This window comes from Embleya sp. NPDC055664 (assembly GCF_053618075.1).
Genome location: NZ_JBSHGZ010000002.1, coordinates 12654 through 28150 on the forward strand (window position 1 = coordinate 12654; position 15497 = coordinate 28150).

Annotated in this window: 15 protein-coding genes; 7 read left to right on the top strand and 8 right to left on the bottom strand. The window is 70.0% G+C overall.

Going from position 1 to position 15497, the window contains the following annotated elements; genetic code table 11:
- Positions 1–232 precede the first annotated feature (232 nt).
- From ACWGR4_RS03260 to ACWGR4_RS03270, 3 genes are all read right to left on the bottom strand, one after another.
- On the bottom strand, positions 233–1249 hold the full coding sequence (locus ACWGR4_RS03260; RefSeq protein WP_452128200.1) for an SMP-30/gluconolactonase/LRE family protein: 1017 nt from the start codon (positions 1247–1249) through the stop codon (positions 233–235).
- Between the two features lie 72 nt (positions 1250–1321).
- The gene (locus ACWGR4_RS03265) at positions 1322–2386 is read right to left on the bottom strand and encodes a sensor histidine kinase (RefSeq protein ID WP_452128222.1); all 1065 of its coding nucleotides are present in this window, start codon (positions 2384–2386) and stop codon (positions 1322–1324) included.
- Positions 2387–2513: 127 nt separating this feature from the next.
- Positions 2514–3209, bottom strand: coding sequence for a response regulator transcription factor (locus ACWGR4_RS03270; RefSeq protein ID WP_380006658.1), 696 nt, complete (start codon positions 3207–3209; stop codon positions 2514–2516).
- 157 nt (positions 3210–3366) lie between these two features.
- On the opposite strand from ACWGR4_RS03270, the gene ACWGR4_RS03275 reads away from it, so the two are divergent.
- From ACWGR4_RS03275 to vanX, 4 genes are all read left to right on the top strand, one after another.
- Entirely contained in the window at positions 3367–4521 is a 1155-nt protein-coding gene (locus ACWGR4_RS03275; RefSeq protein ID WP_452128199.1) for a lipid II:glycine glycyltransferase FemX, read from the top strand.
- 124 nt (positions 4522–4645) lie between these two features.
- Positions 4646–5704 (top strand): D-isomer specific 2-hydroxyacid dehydrogenase family protein, encoded by a 1059-nt coding sequence (locus ACWGR4_RS03280; RefSeq protein WP_452128198.1) that lies wholly within the window; start codon positions 4646–4648, stop codon positions 5702–5704.
- On the top strand, positions 5697–6737 hold the full coding sequence (gene vanA, locus ACWGR4_RS03285) for a D-alanine--(R)-lactate ligase (protein ID WP_452128197.1): 1041 nt from the start codon (positions 5697–5699) through the stop codon (positions 6735–6737). The genes ACWGR4_RS03280 and vanA overlap by 8 nt, the downstream gene beginning before the upstream one ends.
- Complete coding sequence (gene vanX, locus ACWGR4_RS03290) at positions 6734–7342, top strand: D-Ala-D-Ala dipeptidase VanX (RefSeq protein WP_380006670.1); 609 nt, start codon at positions 6734–6736, stop codon at positions 7340–7342. Before vanA ends, vanX begins: the two co-directional genes overlap by 4 nt.
- Here the strand turns inward: vanX and ACWGR4_RS03295 are convergent.
- The 3 genes from ACWGR4_RS03295 to ACWGR4_RS03305 form a co-directional block, all read right to left on the bottom strand.
- Complete coding sequence (locus ACWGR4_RS03295) at positions 7318–7596, bottom strand: hypothetical protein (RefSeq protein ID WP_452128196.1); 279 nt, start codon at positions 7594–7596, stop codon at positions 7318–7320. The genes vanX and ACWGR4_RS03295 overlap by 25 nt on opposite strands.
- Positions 7597–7737: 141 nt before the next feature.
- A complete protein-coding gene (locus ACWGR4_RS03300) occupies positions 7738–8100 on the bottom strand; it encodes a DoxX family protein (protein ID WP_452128195.1) in 363 nt (120 codons plus the stop codon).
- 138 nt (positions 8101–8238) lie between these two features.
- Complete coding sequence (locus ACWGR4_RS03305; RefSeq protein WP_452128194.1) at positions 8239–8751, bottom strand: cupin domain-containing protein; 513 nt, start codon at positions 8749–8751, stop codon at positions 8239–8241.
- 95 nt (positions 8752–8846) lie between these two features.
- On the opposite strand from ACWGR4_RS03305, the gene ACWGR4_RS03310 reads away from it, so the two are divergent.
- A complete protein-coding gene (locus tag ACWGR4_RS03310) occupies positions 8847–9698 on the top strand; it encodes a LysR family transcriptional regulator (protein ID WP_452128221.1) in 852 nt (283 codons plus the stop codon).
- A gap of 394 nt (positions 9699–10092) precedes the next feature.
- Here the strand turns inward: ACWGR4_RS03310 and ACWGR4_RS03315 are convergent, their stop codons facing one another.
- Complete coding sequence (locus ACWGR4_RS03315) at positions 10093–10743, bottom strand: response regulator (protein ID WP_452128193.1); 651 nt, start codon at positions 10741–10743, stop codon at positions 10093–10095.
- Complete coding sequence (locus ACWGR4_RS03320; protein ID WP_452128192.1) at positions 10725–11945, bottom strand: sensor histidine kinase; 1221 nt, start codon at positions 11943–11945, stop codon at positions 10725–10727. The genes ACWGR4_RS03315 and ACWGR4_RS03320 overlap by 19 nt, the downstream gene beginning before the upstream one ends.
- A 109-nt stretch (positions 11946–12054) precedes the next feature.
- On the opposite strand from ACWGR4_RS03320, the gene ACWGR4_RS03325 reads away from it, so the two are divergent.
- Positions 12055–12840 carry an ABC transporter ATP-binding protein gene (locus ACWGR4_RS03325; RefSeq protein WP_452128191.1) on the top strand — a complete coding sequence of 262 codons (786 nt, stop codon included), beginning with the start codon at positions 12055–12057 and terminating at the stop codon, positions 12838–12840.
- On the top strand, positions 12834–15260 hold the full coding sequence (locus ACWGR4_RS03330; RefSeq protein ID WP_452128190.1) for an ABC transporter permease: 2427 nt from the start codon (positions 12834–12836) through the stop codon (positions 15258–15260). The genes ACWGR4_RS03325 and ACWGR4_RS03330 overlap by 7 nt, the downstream gene beginning before the upstream one ends.
- The last annotated feature ends 237 nt before the right edge of the window (positions 15261–15497 follow it).

A 15497-nucleotide genomic window follows, 5' to 3' on the forward strand; every position in this document is an offset into this window, starting at 1 on the left:
CCATCTCGTGCGGAGTGCGAGTGACGCCGCGTCCCGAGGGATCGGGACGTGCTTGGACGGCGCGATCCACCGCACCGGTGCCGGTGGCCGACCACCGACTGCACCCGGTTCGGAACGCGCTGTCGTTATCCTCGCCGTTGCGCTCGGGCAGCGAAATCCCACGGATCTGGGAGGTTTCCGGGACTCGCAGATAACGCTCGGCCGCCGCTTCGTCCTGTCCTCCGGTGACTTTTCACTCGGCCGGGGGTGTGCGCGCCAGGACGACGATGTCGTCCTCGTGCAGGCCGGCTGCGACCAGTGTTCCGTCGTATTCGGCGACGCCGGTCACGAAGGCGTACGAACCGTCGTCCGTGCGCAGGTCGTGGACGAGGCGGCCGTCGAGGTCGAACGCCATCACCCAGGCGATGGGAGCGGCCTCGGGGCGGATCGCCTCGGGGAGGTTCCACACCAGCAGCCGAAGCAAGCCCGGCAGCGGCAACAACCGGTCCAGCAGCGCGTTTCGGGGCGCCACGATCGACACCCACACCAATCCGTCCCGGCCCAGGCTCATGTTGTCGGGCAGGCCGGGGAGGTTGTCGACGAAGGGCTCCATGCCGCCGGCGTTCGGTCCGGTGAGTCGGTAGCGGCTCACCCGGTACCCGCTGGTCTCGGCCACGAGCAGGTGGGAGGCATCCGGCGCGAGGACGAGGCCGTTGGCGAACTTGAGGTCGTTGCGGAGCACGGTGACGGTGCCGTCGCGGTCGCGGCGGACGAGCAGGCCGGTGCAGGAGTGCTCCAGGAAGTCGCCGAGGTGGTGTTCCAGGTCCCAGCGGCGCGTGGACACCGTGAACCAGACGGTCCCGTCCGGGCCTTCCACCACGTTGCTCGCGAAGGTGAGCGGCCGGTCCTCGACCGTGTCGACGAGCACTTCGACCGATCCGTCGGCGGACATGCGCAGCAGCCCGCGATCGTGGTCGCACACCAGGACGCCGCCGTCGGCGGAGGGTTCGAGGCCCAGCGGACGGCCTCCGGTGTTCCCGAGCACGGTGCGGGCGCCGGTGGCCGGGTCGATGCGCACGACGGTGCCGTCGTCGAGGCCGGCGAGCATTCGGCCCCGCTCGTCGAAGATCACGTCCTCGGGACCGTGGCCGCCGGTCGGGATGCGGCGGCCTACGACGAAGCGGCCGGTGACGTGTGTGCGTCCATGGTCGGCCGGGGCCGGGGGAGGGGTCCAGCGGCGGGGCGAGATGAGGCGGCGGGTCGCGGTCATGCTGGGCTTCCTGACGGGGCGTCGGCGATGTTCGAGGTCGTGGCGGTGGGTGACGGACCTCGGCGGGCCCGCTCACGGTGTCGCGCCCGCATGCCGTGCCCTCGGGACGGACACGCGCGTCGCGGTGGGCAGTTCGACGGTGATGCGCAGTCCGCCCCAGGGGCGTGGGGTGATGACGAGGGATCCGTCGTGTACCCGGACGATGCTCTTGACGATCGCCAGCCCCAGGCCGACGCCCGCGTGGTCGTTGCGGATGCGTTCGGTGCCGCGCTGGAACGGTTCGGTGAGGGTGGAGACCAGCTGTGCGGAAAGCACCTCGCCGCTGTTTTCGACCGTGAGCACCACTTTGTTCGGGCGCACGCAGGTCTCGACCCACACGACGCCCTGTTCGGGCAGGTTGTGCACGATGGCGTTGTGGACGAGGTTCGTCGTCATCTGGAGCAGGAGCGCCGGCGACCCGACGGTGGGGGTGATCTCGCCGGAGGCGTCGATGGTGACGCCGCGTTTCTCGGCGAGCGGGAGCAGTGTTTCGGCGGCTTCCTCCACCAGGAGCGACAGGTCGACGGGTTCGCGGGTGACGGAGCCCTGGTCGGTGCGGCTGAGCACGAGCAGCGCCTCGGTGAGTTCGATCGCCCGGGCATTGACGGCGTGCAGGCGGGCAACGAGTTCGCCGTGGTCGTGGATCGGATTGTTGCGGGCCACGTCGAGAAGCGTTTGCGAGATCGCCAGTGGGGTGCGCAGTTCGTGCGACGCGTTGGCGGCGAATCTTCGTTGTTCGGCGACGTGTTCCTCGAGCCGGGCGAGCATCGCGTCGAAGGTGTCGGCGAGTTCGCGAAACTCGTCCTTGCGGCCGCGCAACCGGATCCGGTGGGAGAGCGACCCGTCGGCGGCCTTGCGCGTGGCGTCCGTGATGCGGGTGAGGGGGGCGAGCATGCGGCCGGCGAGAATCCATCCGCCCACCAGACCGAACACCAACAGGAAGCTCATGATCGTGGTCGCGACCGGCATGAAGGTGCGCAGAAACATCATGCGACCGTGCCGGGGGACCAGACCGTCGCTGTCCCTGATCGGCTTGTAGGGTACATACCGCCAGATGGACCACCACAGCACGATGAGCAGCAGGAAGCCGGCCAGCATGAGGAAGCCGGCGTAACTGAGGGTGAGTTTCAGGCGCGCGCTCAGTCCGGGAGCCCGCGCCGGCGGCTGCTCGGGTGTGCTGTGCACGGCCGGCGGAGGCGCCTTGCCCAGGGGCTGTACGGACGCCCTATGCACGGTCGTTGCCCTCGCGATCGTGCGCCGGTTGGGTGTCGATGCGATACCCGACGCCGGGTACGGTGAGGATGATCCAGGGTTCGCCGAGCCGTTTGCGCAGCGCCGAGACCGTGATGCGTACCGCGTTGGTGAACGGGTCGGCGTTCTCGTCCCACGCCCGCGCCAGGAGTTCCTCGGCGCTGACGACCCCGCCCTCGGCGGCGACGAGGACTTCGAGCACGGCGAACTGCTTCCTAGTCAGCGCCACATAGCGCCCGTCGCGGTAGACCTCCCGGCGAAAGGGGTCCAGCCGCACACCCGCGAGCTCGCGTACCGGGGGCCTGCTGTGTGCCCGTCTGCGGTCCAGGGCCCTGAGCCTGAGCACCAGTTCGCGCAGTTCGAACGGCTTCGTGAGGTAGTCGTCGGCGCCGAGTTCGAACCCGGTGACCTTGTCGTCGATGCGGTCGGCGGCGGTGAGCATGAGGATGGGCATGCCGCTGCCGGAGGCGACGATACGGGTGGCGATCTCGTCGCCCGAGGGTCCGGGGATGTCCCGGTCGAGGATGGCGATGTGGTAGCTGTTGATGCTCAGCAACTCCAAGGCGGTGTCGCCGTCTCCGGCGATGTCGGCCGCGATCGCCTCCAGGCGCAGGCCATCGCGGATGGCTTCGGCCATGTAGGGCTCGTCCTCGACGATCAGCACACGCATGCCCCGATGCTACGAGGCGCGGCATATCGTCGGTCTATCGAAAAGTGCATACGTATCGGCAACGGCACGCCGCCTTCACTGGCGCAATGTCCTACCACCGGCCGACACCGCCGTGTACCTCCCCTCCCCACCGGGCCGACGCGGGGGCGAGGCACCGATGAGCCGAACCGCACCCCGCCGCAACTCCCCGGCCGCGGGGACACGTTTGACCGTCGCGACGATCGGCGCGAACGAGCATCTGGCGTTCGTGCGCGCACAGTGCTCGGTCAGCTTCCTTCAGACCCCGGCGTGGGGCCGCGTCAAGACCGAGTGGCGCAACGAATCGGTCGGCTGGTACGACGGCCCGCGGCTGGTCGGCGCCGGGCTCGTGTTGCACCGTCCGGTGCCGCGGCTGGAGCGGTACACGCTCGCCTATCTGCCCGAGGGGCCGACCATCGACTGGACCGGCGACATCGACGCCTGGCTCGACCCGCTGGCGGCCCACCTCAAGGCACGCGGGGCGTTCGCGATCCGGCTGTGCCCGCCGGTGCGCATGGACACCTGGAGCGCGGAACAGGTCAAGGAGGGCGCCGCCGATCCGGGCATCCGGCGGCTCACCGACATCCCCGGCCGCTCGCCCGACCCGGTCGGCGCCCATGTGAGCAGCCGGCTTCGGGACGCCGGATGGTTGCCGCAGAGCCCGGAGGACGGTTTCGGGCTCGGCCAGCCGCAGTTCAAGTACGAGATTCCGCTGGCCGGCAGGACCGAGGACGACCTGCTCGGGGGCATGAACCAGCTCTGGCGTCGCAACATCAGGAAGGCCGAGAAGGAGGGCGTCGAGGTCACGATCGACGCGGACCTGGCGGCGTTCCACGACCTCTACGTGCACACCGCCGAACGTGACCGCTTCATTCCGCGACCGCTGCGCTACTTCGAGAGCATGTTCGCGGCGATGAGCGCGGAGGATCCGGAGCGGATCAGGCTCTACGTGGCTCGGCACGAGGGCGATCCGGTCGCCGCGACCATCCTGGTCCGCGTCGGTGCGCACGCGTGGTACTCGTACGGCGCGTCCTCCACCGCCAAGCGCGAGGTGCGCGGCTCCAACGCGTGCCAGTGGTCGATGATCCGCGACTCGCTGGCGGCCGGCTGCGACGTCTACGACCTGCGCGGCATCACCCCCACCCTCGATGCCGACGATCCGCACGTGGGCCTGATCCGGTTCAAGGTCGGCACCGGCGGTCGGGCGGTGCGGTATGTCGGCGAGTGGGACCTGCCCCTGCGACCGATGGTCTACCGGGCCTTCGATCTGTACATGAGGCGTCGCGGGCGATGACGCCGCGTTCGCGCCGAACCACGCGAGTTTGCCGTGCTCACGATAATACCTGTGGGTAACGTAGCGTCGGCATATCGAAAAGCGCGTACGTTCCGACAACGCCATGCCGCCTTTACTGGGTGTCATGAGTTATCGCGATCCGATACGAACCGAGGCCCGCCGCACCGGATCTGCGGCGTCCTCGTCCTCCGCTTCCTCCGCTTCCTCTTCGGATGTTCGAACCACGGGAATCACGATCTATGGATGTGAGCGGGACGAGGCCGCTCTGTTCCGAGAAATGTCACCCCGATTCGACGTAGTGCCGACCATTACCGCCGCAGCGCCCGCCGAGGCCAATATCGAACTGGCGTCGGGGAACCGCTGTATCAGCGTGGGCCACAAGACGCGCATCGCCGATGCCACCCTCCTCGCGCTCAGCCGGGTCGGCGTGGCGTACATCTCCACACGAAGCATCGGATACAACCATATCGATGTGAAATACGCGGAGAGCGTCGGAATCTCCGTCGGTAATGTCGTCTATTCCCCAGACAGTGTGGCCGACTACACGCTGATGCTCATGTTGATGGCACTGCGAAATGCCAGATCCATCATCCGCCGTGCGGACGCGCACGACTACTCACTCAACGATGTGCGCGGGAAAGAGTTGCGTGACCTGACCGTCGGGGTGGTGGGAACGGGGCGCATCGGTGCGGCCGTCGTGGACAGACTGCGGGGCTTCGGCTGTCGGATAGTGGCCCACGACACCACCCCCAAGGTCGCGGCGGATTACGTCGACCTCGACGAACTGCTGCGCGTGAGCGACATCGTGACGCTGCATACACCGCTCACCGCGGACACCCACCACCTCATCGACGGCCGACGCATCGGGCGCATGAAGAACGGAGCCTTCATCGTCAACACCGGACGCGGTGCACTGATCGAAACCGAGGCCCTGATCGCGGCGCTGGAACGCGGCGAATTGGGTGGCGCGGCGCTGGACGTCCTCGAAGGAGAGGAAGGAATCTTCTACGCCGACCGCCGGGACAAGCCCGTCGAAAGCAAGTCGTTGCTGCGGCTGCACCAACTTCCGAACGCCCTGGTCAGCCCGCACACCGCCTATTACACGGATCACGCCCTCCGGGACACGGTCGAAAACTCCATCGTCAACTGCCTGAAGTTCGAGAGCGGGGATCAGCGTGGCTGAGACAAGAATCGGGATCATATTCGGGGGCAGCTCCGAAGAGCACCCCATCTCCGTCAAATCGGCGCAGCTGGTCGCGCAGAACCTCGACCCGGAAAAGTATCTGCCCTTCTGGGTCGGGATCACGAAGGGCGGAGCCTGGAAGCTGTGTGACGGCCCCGACGCGGACTGGGAAGGCGGCAATTGCCGTCCGGTCGTACTGGCACCGGACCCGAGCGTGCAGGGACTGCTCCTTCTGGAGTCGGGTCGCTACGAGACGATCCGCCTGGATGTGGTGTTGCCGGTGCTGCACGGCAAGCACGGTGAAGACGGCGCGCCGCAGGGTCTGCTGGAACTCTCCGGAATACCCTATGTGGGCTGCGACATCCAAAGCTCCGCGCTGTGCATGGACAAATCCCTTGCCTACGCCATCGCGGCAGGCGCGGGGATCGACACGCCGAATTTCATCGCCGTCACGGCGGACGAGAAGGTCGACGCCGACGGGATTTTCTATCCCGCGTTCGTGAAGCCGGCCCGTTCCGGATCGTCGTTCGGGGTCGGCAAGGTATCCCGGCCGGAAGAACTGGCCGATGCGATCGCCGAGGCACGTCGATACGACTCGAAGATCCTGATCGAAGAGGCTGTCGTCGGCAGCGAGGTCGGCTGCGCGATATTGGGCAACGATCCGGAATTGATCACGGGCGAAGTGGATCGTATCGCGCTGTCGCACGGATTCTTCAAGATCCACCAGGAGGCGGTGCCCGAAAGAGGCTCCGACAATTCGACACCGATCGTGCCCGCGGACATCCCGGCGGAGTCGCGCGCTCGTGTCCAGGAAACGGCCAAGGCCATCTATCGTGCCCTCGGTTGCCGGGGGCTGGCCCGCGTGGACATGTTCCTCACGCCGGCCGGAAACGTGGTCCTCAACGAGGTCAACACCCTTCCCGGGCTCACCTCGTACAGCCGTTATCCGCGCATGATGGCAGCCGCCGGATTCCCGTTGTCCGAAGTGATCGATCGGCTGGTGTCGTTGGCGATCGAAGGAAAGAATCGATGAACGACGACTTCGCCTTCGTCGACGAGCTGATCCCCGGGGTGCGGTGGGACGCCAAGTACGCCACCTGGGACAACTTCATCGGCAAGCCGGTGGACGGGTATTCGGCCAATCGCATCGTCGGTACGAGGGCCTTGTGCGCGGCCCTGAAAAGGGCGCGGGAAGAGGCCGCATCGGTCGGGTTCGACCTGCTTCTGTGGGACGGATACCGCCCCCAGCGCGCGGTCGACCGATTCCTGAGCTGGTCGACCCGGGCGGAGGACGGTCGGACGAAGCCACGACACTATCCGAATATCGACAGAGCCGAGATGTTCGAAAAGGGGTATGTGGCCGCCAAGTCGGGCCACAGCCGCGGCAGTACCGTCGACCTGACGCTCTACCACCTGGATACCGGCGACCTGGCTCCGATGGGCGGCCACCACGACCTGATGGACCCGATCTCGCACCACGGAGCACGGGGTATTACGGAGGTCGAAACGACCAATCGACAATATCTCCGCTCCATCATGGAGGCCGCCGGGTTCAGTGCGTACGACTGCGAATGGTGGCACTACACGCTGAAGGACGAGCCCTACCCGGACACCTATTTCGATTTCCCGATCGCATAGTCGGGAAGCCCCGACAGCCACGCCGAATCCTCGGCGGCTCGCGAGGCCGGTGACGGTCGTTCCGAACCGCCGAGGTTCGCGGTGACGAGGGCGCCGGCCCGGTTGGCCCGGGCGGCCCGGCCGGCCCGGCCGGCCCGGCCGGCCGGTCGGGCCGCGGCGGCCAACTCCCTGTCGCTCGTGTCGAGTTGGCTGGCGACCAGCGTCACCAGGTCGGTGTGGTCGCCACGCCGCGTGGCCATCGGGTCGCGGCTCATGCGCCCCGCGTCCAGACGTGTACCCGGATCCGGACCGCGCAACTGTGCCGACAGCAACTGCGGACTGCTCGGCTTCTGCCCCCGCTCAACGGGGCGACCTCGGCCGTACCGGCCCGCCGCATCACGAAGTTCCCCGCTCGATCACAGCCGGGCGGTGGCGAGCCAGATGGTCGCGGCGGCAGCGATGACGAGCCCGATGTTGAGGATGATTCGGCGGTCTTCGCCGGTCAAGTGGACGGCGATCGCGCCTATTTGCAGCAGGGTGAACCCGATGGCCGCGGCGGGGGCCGCCCAGGGGGCGATGCCGGTCGCCGGCGGGAGGAGCAGGCCGACGGCACCCAGCACTTCGACCGTTCCCAGTGCCCTGACGGCGGGCAGCGGTATCCGGTCCACCCAGGCCATCATCGGCCGGAGCAGCTCGGGGCTGCGGACCATTTTGAGCCCACCCGCGTAGAGGTAGAAGGACGCGAGCAGGCCGGCGACGATCCAATGGGCGATGTTCATGATCTCCGTTCGGGGTCACCGCATGGGGGTGACCCGCCGGGTCCGGGGCGGCCCGGAGGTCGTGGATGGGCGTGTGTGAGCGATCCGGGCGCCGAAGGGCTGCCGAGGGATTGAGGGCGCCCGGTCACGCCACCGGCTTCAGGCGAAGTCGGTGGTGGCCACGGTGGCGTAGCGGCTCATCGTCTCGAGGCCGGCCCGTGGCGCCGGCGGTCCGCCGTCCGCGGTCAGGGCCTGGAGGTCTCGGAAGTACTGCACGTAGAGGTCGGGGGTGAACATGCTGAGCAGGACGGCGGGTTGGTCGGTCGGGTTGGCGAAGGTATGCGGGGCTCCGCGCGGGACGACCACGAGTGTGCCCGCCGTCGCCTCGTACCGCGTGTCCCCGATGGTGAACACCAACGTGCCCGAGACGATGTAGAAGCCCTCGTCGTGCAGGGCATGGCGGTGTTGCGGCGGCCCCGAGGTGTGCGGGGCGAGGATGGATTCGGTGACCCCGAGACGGTGCTCCGTGTGGCTGCCGTCCTCGAGGACTCGCATGCGCGTGGTGGCCATGATGATCACCTCGCCGTCGTCGGGGCCGACCACCGAGACACCGGGGTGGGTGGCCTGCGGTTCACCGGATTTCGCTTCAGCGGATGTGTTCTCGTAGGACATGCTCCAAGTGCACCGCCGGGGCTCCGCCGCTGTCCAAGACCCATTCCGGCGCGCCGATACCGTACGGGTATCGTTGCAGCGTGGAGCTACGTACCCTGCGCTACTTCGTGGCGGTCGCCGAAGAACTCCACTTCGGCCGGGCCGCGGCTCGGCTGCACATGAGCCAGCCGCCGCTGAGTCGGGCGATCAAGCAGTTGGAGACCGAGGTCGGGGCCGCGCTGTTCGCCCGCTCGCCCGGCGGCGTCACGCTCACGCCGGTGGGGGCGATACTGCTCGACGAGGCTCGGGCGCTGCTCGGGCAGGCCGACCTCCTCCGCGCCCGCGTGGTGGCGGCGGCCGGCCTGGCGGGGATCACCGTGGGCATCCTTGGGGACAGCAGCGATCCCGGCATCACCAGGCTGGCCACCGCCTTCCGCCGCAGTCATCCCGGTGTCGACATCCGCATCCGCGACGCGGACCTGACCGACCCGACCTGTGGGTTGCGCGCCGGGTTGGTCGATGTGGCCCTGACGCGTGCGCCGTTCGACGAGACGGCCTTGACGCTGCGCGAGTTGCGCGCGGATCCGGTCGGTGCGGTACTGCGCGCCGACGATCCGCTGACCCGACGCGACCGTCTGGAGATTGCCGATCTGGGCGACCGTCGCTGGTTCCAGTTCCCTCCGGGCACCGATCCGATCTGGCAGTCGTACTGGAACGGCGGCGAGCCGCGCGAGGGCCCGGTGGTGCGCGTCGTCCAGGAGTGTGTGCAGGCCGTGCTCTGGAACAGCACCGTCGGGCTGGCTCCGCTGGGACACGGCCTGGCGGAGAACGTGCTACCCGAGAACCTGACCGTGGTTCCGCTGGTCGACATGGCGCCGAGCCGGGTGGTCGTGGTGTGGAACGACGGCGACGGCAACCCGTTGATCCGCTCCTTCGTCGAGATCGCGACGGCGGTGTACCGCCGCTGAGCACGCGAGCGGCCACGGCCCGGCCGCCGCGGGGTTCGCACGCGGTGCGCGGAGGGTTCGAGTGTGGCGCGCCGCCGCCTGCGGGGCCAGGAACACCGCGCGTACATGCACCGCGATCGTGTGGTCCACCTCCGCCGGCGGGATCGGTCGTGGCGGTGGCGGCGGCGCGGGTTTCGTCGGCCTCGCGGAAGAGCCATGCCGCCGCGCAGTGGGCAGTTCGGTGAGCGGCCCGTACCCGAGGTGCCGCGTCAGGCGTGGGTCTTCTCATTCGTGGCGCCCGGTGGCAGAGCATGCGGCTTTCCCCGGTGGATCGAGGCGGTCGGACAGTCTTGATGCGCCGGGCGAGGGGGTGGGCCGGGTGCTCTCGACGTGCCGGCCGCGTTGCGCGGGTGCTTCAGCCGCGTAGGTAGGCCAGGACGGCCAGGACTCGGCGGTGGTCGTCGGGGGCCGGGGGGAGGTCGAGTTTGGTCAGGATGCCTGCGATGTGTTTGGCCACGGCGGCTTCCGTCACCACCAACGCGCGCGCGATGGCGGCGTTGGAGCGTCCCTCGGCCATGTGGGCGAGGACCTCGCGCTCGCGCGGAGTCAGGCGCCGCAGCGGATCGCGCCGACGCGCCAGGAGTTGGCGCACCACCTCGGGGTCGACCACGGTTCCACCCCCGGCGACACGGGTCAGGGCGTCGGTGAACTCCTCGACATCGCCGATGCGTTCCTTCAGCAGATATCCCATGCCCGAGGCGCCACGCGCGTCGAAAAGCTCCTCCGCGAAGGTCTGCTCGACGTACTGGCTCAGTACCAGAACGGCCAACGACGGTATCGTCGCCTGGAGTTCGCGCGCGGCGCGCAGCCCTTCGTCGGTGAAGTCGGGTGGCATGCGCACATCGGCGATCACCACATCGGGGCGATGCTCCCGCGTGGCCGCGATCAGCGAAGGACCGTCGCCCACTGCCGCGGCCACTTCGTGGCCGAAACGCTCGAGCAGTCCCACCAGCCCCTCGCGCAACAGCACGGCGTCCTCCGCGAGCACTACTCTGAGGCCGGACACGGGATCTCCACTCGCAGCAGGGTCGGGCCACCCATCGGGCTGGACAACAACATTCTGCCGTCGAGAACCGCGAGTCGATCGACCAGACCCGTCAGCCCGGTGCCCGCCTCCGGGTCGGCACCGCCCGCACCGCCGTCACGCACCTCCAACGCCAGCAGCCCGTCGGCCACCCGCCCGCGGACCGCGCACCGTTGCGCGCCGCTGTGCTTGGCCACGTTCGCCAACGCCTCGCACACCACGAAATAGGCGGTCACCTCCACCGCCACGGGCAATCGCCCGGCCACTTCGACATCGACGTCGACCGGGACCGGCGAGCGCCCCGCGACATCGCGGACGGCGGCCGGCAGTCCCCGTTCGGTGAGCACTTGCGGGTGCACGCCGCGGATCAGCTCACGCAGGTCGGTCAGCGCCGCCCGCGCCATCTCGTGTGCCTCCCGGACCTGACGGGCGGCGGGCGACCCGGGCGGCAGGTCGAGCGAGGCCAGGCCCAACTTCATGCTCAACGCGACCAGGCGCTGCTGCGCGCCGTCGTGCAGATCGCGCTCGATCCGCCGGCGCTCCGTCTCGAACGCGTCGACCAGACGCGCCCTGGATCGCACCACCTCGATCAACTCCGCCTCGCGAGGCGCGAGCACGGCACGCGTCATCGTCGCCCGCACGCCCGCCCACGCCGCGATCAGGAACAGCGCGACGGGCAGCAGTACGACCCCCACCAACGGCAGCACCACCGCCATCCACAACGGCGCCGTGGGCTGCAGCGGCGCCGAGACCAACAGCCCAGGAATCACCAACGCCACCGACGCGATGCCCAGATCCACCCACCACAGCGCGAGCAACGACACCAGCGCGTAGCCGAGTTCGCGTCGCCCGGCGGGCTCGCGCAGCCGCGCCCGCACACCGCCCGACCGCTCCGGCGGCGCGAGGGCAGCGCCGATGAGCCGCAGCCGCCACCGCTCGAACGGCGCGGCGGCGAACGCCATGCACGCGAGGGCAACGAGCCCCAGCGACGCGGTGAACACCGGGCCGACAGACGTCTCCCACGTCGTGACGCCGACGGCCACGACCGACGTCACGGTCACCACCACGACCGCCCCGACGACCCAACTCGCCCCGAGATAGGACAGGGCCCGCCATGGCACCGGAGACACCAGGAAACGCACCGGTCGCCGACCGATCGAGTCCCACGAGGCTTGCGCGAACATACGACGACGTTAGCCGGCGCGCGACGGCCGCGTCGGTAGTGCCAGGGCTAGTCCCACTCTCGCCCTGGCACCAATGTGCCGGCCGTTCGCCGACGGTTTCCTGGAGGGCATGACCACAGCGACATCCACACCGACACCCACACCGACGGGCCCGGCCGTGCGCCTGCTTCGCGTGACGAAGACGCACCACGCGGGTGCCCAGCGGGTCATCGCGCTCGACGGCGTCACCCTCGACTTCCCGCGCGGCACGCTGACGGCGGTGATGGGCGCCTCTGGCTCGGGCAAGTCCACGCTGTTGCAATGCGCGGCCGGCATCGACCGCGCCGACGGCGGCGAGATCCGGGTCGACGGCGTCGACGTGCGCGCCCTCGACGAGCACGAGTCGACGCTGTTTCGGCGCTCGCGCGTCGGCTTCGTCTTCCAGTCCTTCAATCTGGTCTCCGCGCTCACCGCCGAGCAGAACGTCGCCCTGCCGCTGCGCCTGGCCGGGCGCCGCCCCGACCCGGCGCGCGTCGCGGCGGCCCTGGCCGAGGTGGGGCTCGCGGACCGGGCCCGCCACCGACCGGCCGAGTTGTCCGGCGGGCAGCGACAACGCGTCGCCATCGCCCGCGCGTTGATCACCCGGCCCGCGGTGGTGTTCGCCGACGAGCCGACCGGCGCGCTCGACTCGAAGGCATCGCGCGACGTCCTGCGCCTGCTGCGCGAAGTCGTCGACGCGCACGGCCAGACGGTGGTGATGGTCACGCACGACCCGACCGCCGCCGCCTTCGCGGATCGAGTGGTACTGCTCACCGACGGCCGCGTGGCCGACGAGATCCATCGCGGCGCGGACGGGGCCGGCATCTCCGCCGAGACCATCGCGGCCCGCATGGCGTGGCTGGAGGAGTTGTGCTGACCCTCGCCACCATGCGGGCCCGGTGGGTGTCGTTCCTCGGCTCCTTCGTGGGCCTCGGGCTGGGCGTGACGATCCTCGCGACGACGGGCGTGGTCCTGCTGTCCTCGGGCCCCGAGACCCCGGAGCGGTTCGCGGCTGCGCCGGTGCTCGTACGCGGCGGCGAGGCCCGGCCGCAGGCGCCGCCGTTCGACGACGGCCCCCCGTGGTCGGCGGAACGGGCGCGGCGGCTCGCGGATCGACTCGCGGCCGTGCCCGGAGTCGGGCGCGTCGTGGTGGACCGCTCGTTCTACGCCCAGGTGGTGATCGGCGGGCGCCCCGTCGGCGATCCCCGGTCCGACGATCCGCTGGGGCACGGTTGGTCGAGCGCCGCGCTCGCGGCCCACGCGCCGGTCGCGGGGCGGCCACCCGTCGCCGACCACGAGGTGGTGCTCGACCGCCGGCTCGGGCCGCGCCCCGGCGACACGGTCACCGTGCTCACCGCGTCCGGACCCGCGCCCTACACGGTGTCGGGTCTCGTCGACGGCCCCGGCATCTACCTGACGGACGGCCAGGCGGATCGACTCGCAGGCGGTGTACGCGTATTGGGCCTGCTCGCCGGCGCCGGCGCGACGCTCGACCCGGCGGCGGTGCGGGCGGTGGTGGGCGCGGAGGGGCGGGTGCTCACCGGCTCCGACCGCGCCGAACTGGAACCGGGCCACGCCGCGTTCACCCGGTGGGTGGGCCTTCAGGTGCTGTCCGCCATGGCGGCTCTGGCCGCGTTCACGACCGTGTTCGTCGTGGCGTCCACGTTCGCCCTCTCGGTCGCGGGGCGTCGACGCGAGTTCGGTCTGCTGCGCACCATCGGCGCCACGCCGAAGCAGGTTCGGCGCGCGCTGTTCGCGGAGGCGGGCGCCGTCGCCGCGCTCGCGGCCGGGCTCGGGGTCGTGCTCGGCGGAGTCCTGTCTCCCACCTTCGCCGGCGTCCTGGTCGATCTCGGGTTCGAGCCCGAGGGCTTCACGGTCGAGGTCGGCGTGCTGCCCCTGGCCGGCGCGTTCGTGCTGGGCATGGTCGTGGCCATGGCGGGAGTGTGGTCGGCGTCCCGTCGCGCCGCGCGGATCGCGCCCTTGGAGGCCCTGCGCGAGGCCGACGTGGACAACCGGCCGATGTCGCGCGGGCGCGTCGTCGGTGGGCTGTTGTTCGTGGCCCTCGGCGTGGTCTCGGCGGCGGTCACGGCGACGGCCGACCCCCGGGCGCTCGCGGATTTCGGGCTGTATCCGCCGATGGCCCTCATCGTCGGGCTGACCATGCTCGCCCCGGCGGTGGTGCCTCCCGTGGTGCGGGTGCTGACATGGCCGTTGTCGCGAGGCGCCGGGGCGATCGGGTTGCTCGTACGCGAGGGCATGCTGACGGCCGTGCGCCGCACCGCCGCCACTGCGGCGCCGGTGCTCGCGACGGTCGGCCTGGCGGTGCTGATCACGGGCATGGTGGCGACCACGGCGCAGTCCTACGAGGCGCGGCGCGCGGCGTCGGTGCGAGCCCAGCGCGTCATCGTGCCCGATGACACCCCGGGCCTGACGGACGCCGCGGTGGCCGAGGTGGCGGGCACCCCGCTGACACCCACGACCGTTTACGGCGACAAGGACGCGGTCGTCGAGGCGGCGGGTGTGGTCACCGACGAATTCGCCGCCGTCGGCGACCGGGTCGAGGTTCGGCAGGGCTCCTTCGCCGAGTTGCGCGGCCCCACCACGATGGCGGTGTCCGAAAGCGCCGCCGCGCGCCTGGGGTGGCGACACGGCGGCGACGCGCGGGTGACCTTCCGTGACGGCGCCACCGAGACGATGCGCGTGGTCGCCGTGCTGGCCGACCGGTCGACCCCCTACGACGTCCTGTTCCCGCGCGGGACCGTCCGCTCCCACGATCCCTCGGCCCTGACGGCGGCCGTCTTTCGCACCGGAGCCGATCCCGCGCCGGCGCCGCTCGGCGGCAAGGAGGTGAGCGTCGCCGCCTACGCCTCGTCGGCCGACGCCGAGGAGCAACGCCTCGTGTGGATCTTCACCGTGCTGCTCGTGGTGGTCTCCGTCGGTTACACGGCCATCGCGATCGCGAACACCCTGATGACGGCCACCGCCGATCGGCTGCCCGATCTGCGCGTCCTGCGCCTTTCCGGCGCGACCGTCCGCCAGGCGCTGTGCGCCATCGCCGCCGAGTCGGCCATCGTCGTGACCATCGGCACGGCGCTCGGCGCGGTCGTCGCCGTGCCGTCGCTGCTGAGCCTGCGTTCGGCGCTGAGCGATCTCGGCGGCACCTCGGTCCCCTTGGTCGTGCCGTGGACGCTCGTCGGCGGCGTCATCGCCACATGCCTCACGGCCGCCCTGGCCGCCTCCGTAGGCCCCGCGTGGATGGCCCTCCGCCCCAACCGCCACCGAATACCCGCAGGATGAAGCGACATCGGCGACTTCGACTTCACGGGTCGGGGCACCGAGACCCTCGCCGCGATCAACCAGGCCGGCAAGCACCACCGGCGACGGTTCGTCGTGTTCTTCCTTCGCTCACGACAAGACGCAACGGAGGGGCTTCGGGTGGGTGCGGCAATGGTCGGCGTGCGCAAAGAAACAGCCAACTCACTTTGCTTACTTGTCCCTTGGGTGTCGAAGCCTCAACAATGCGCATGCACCACA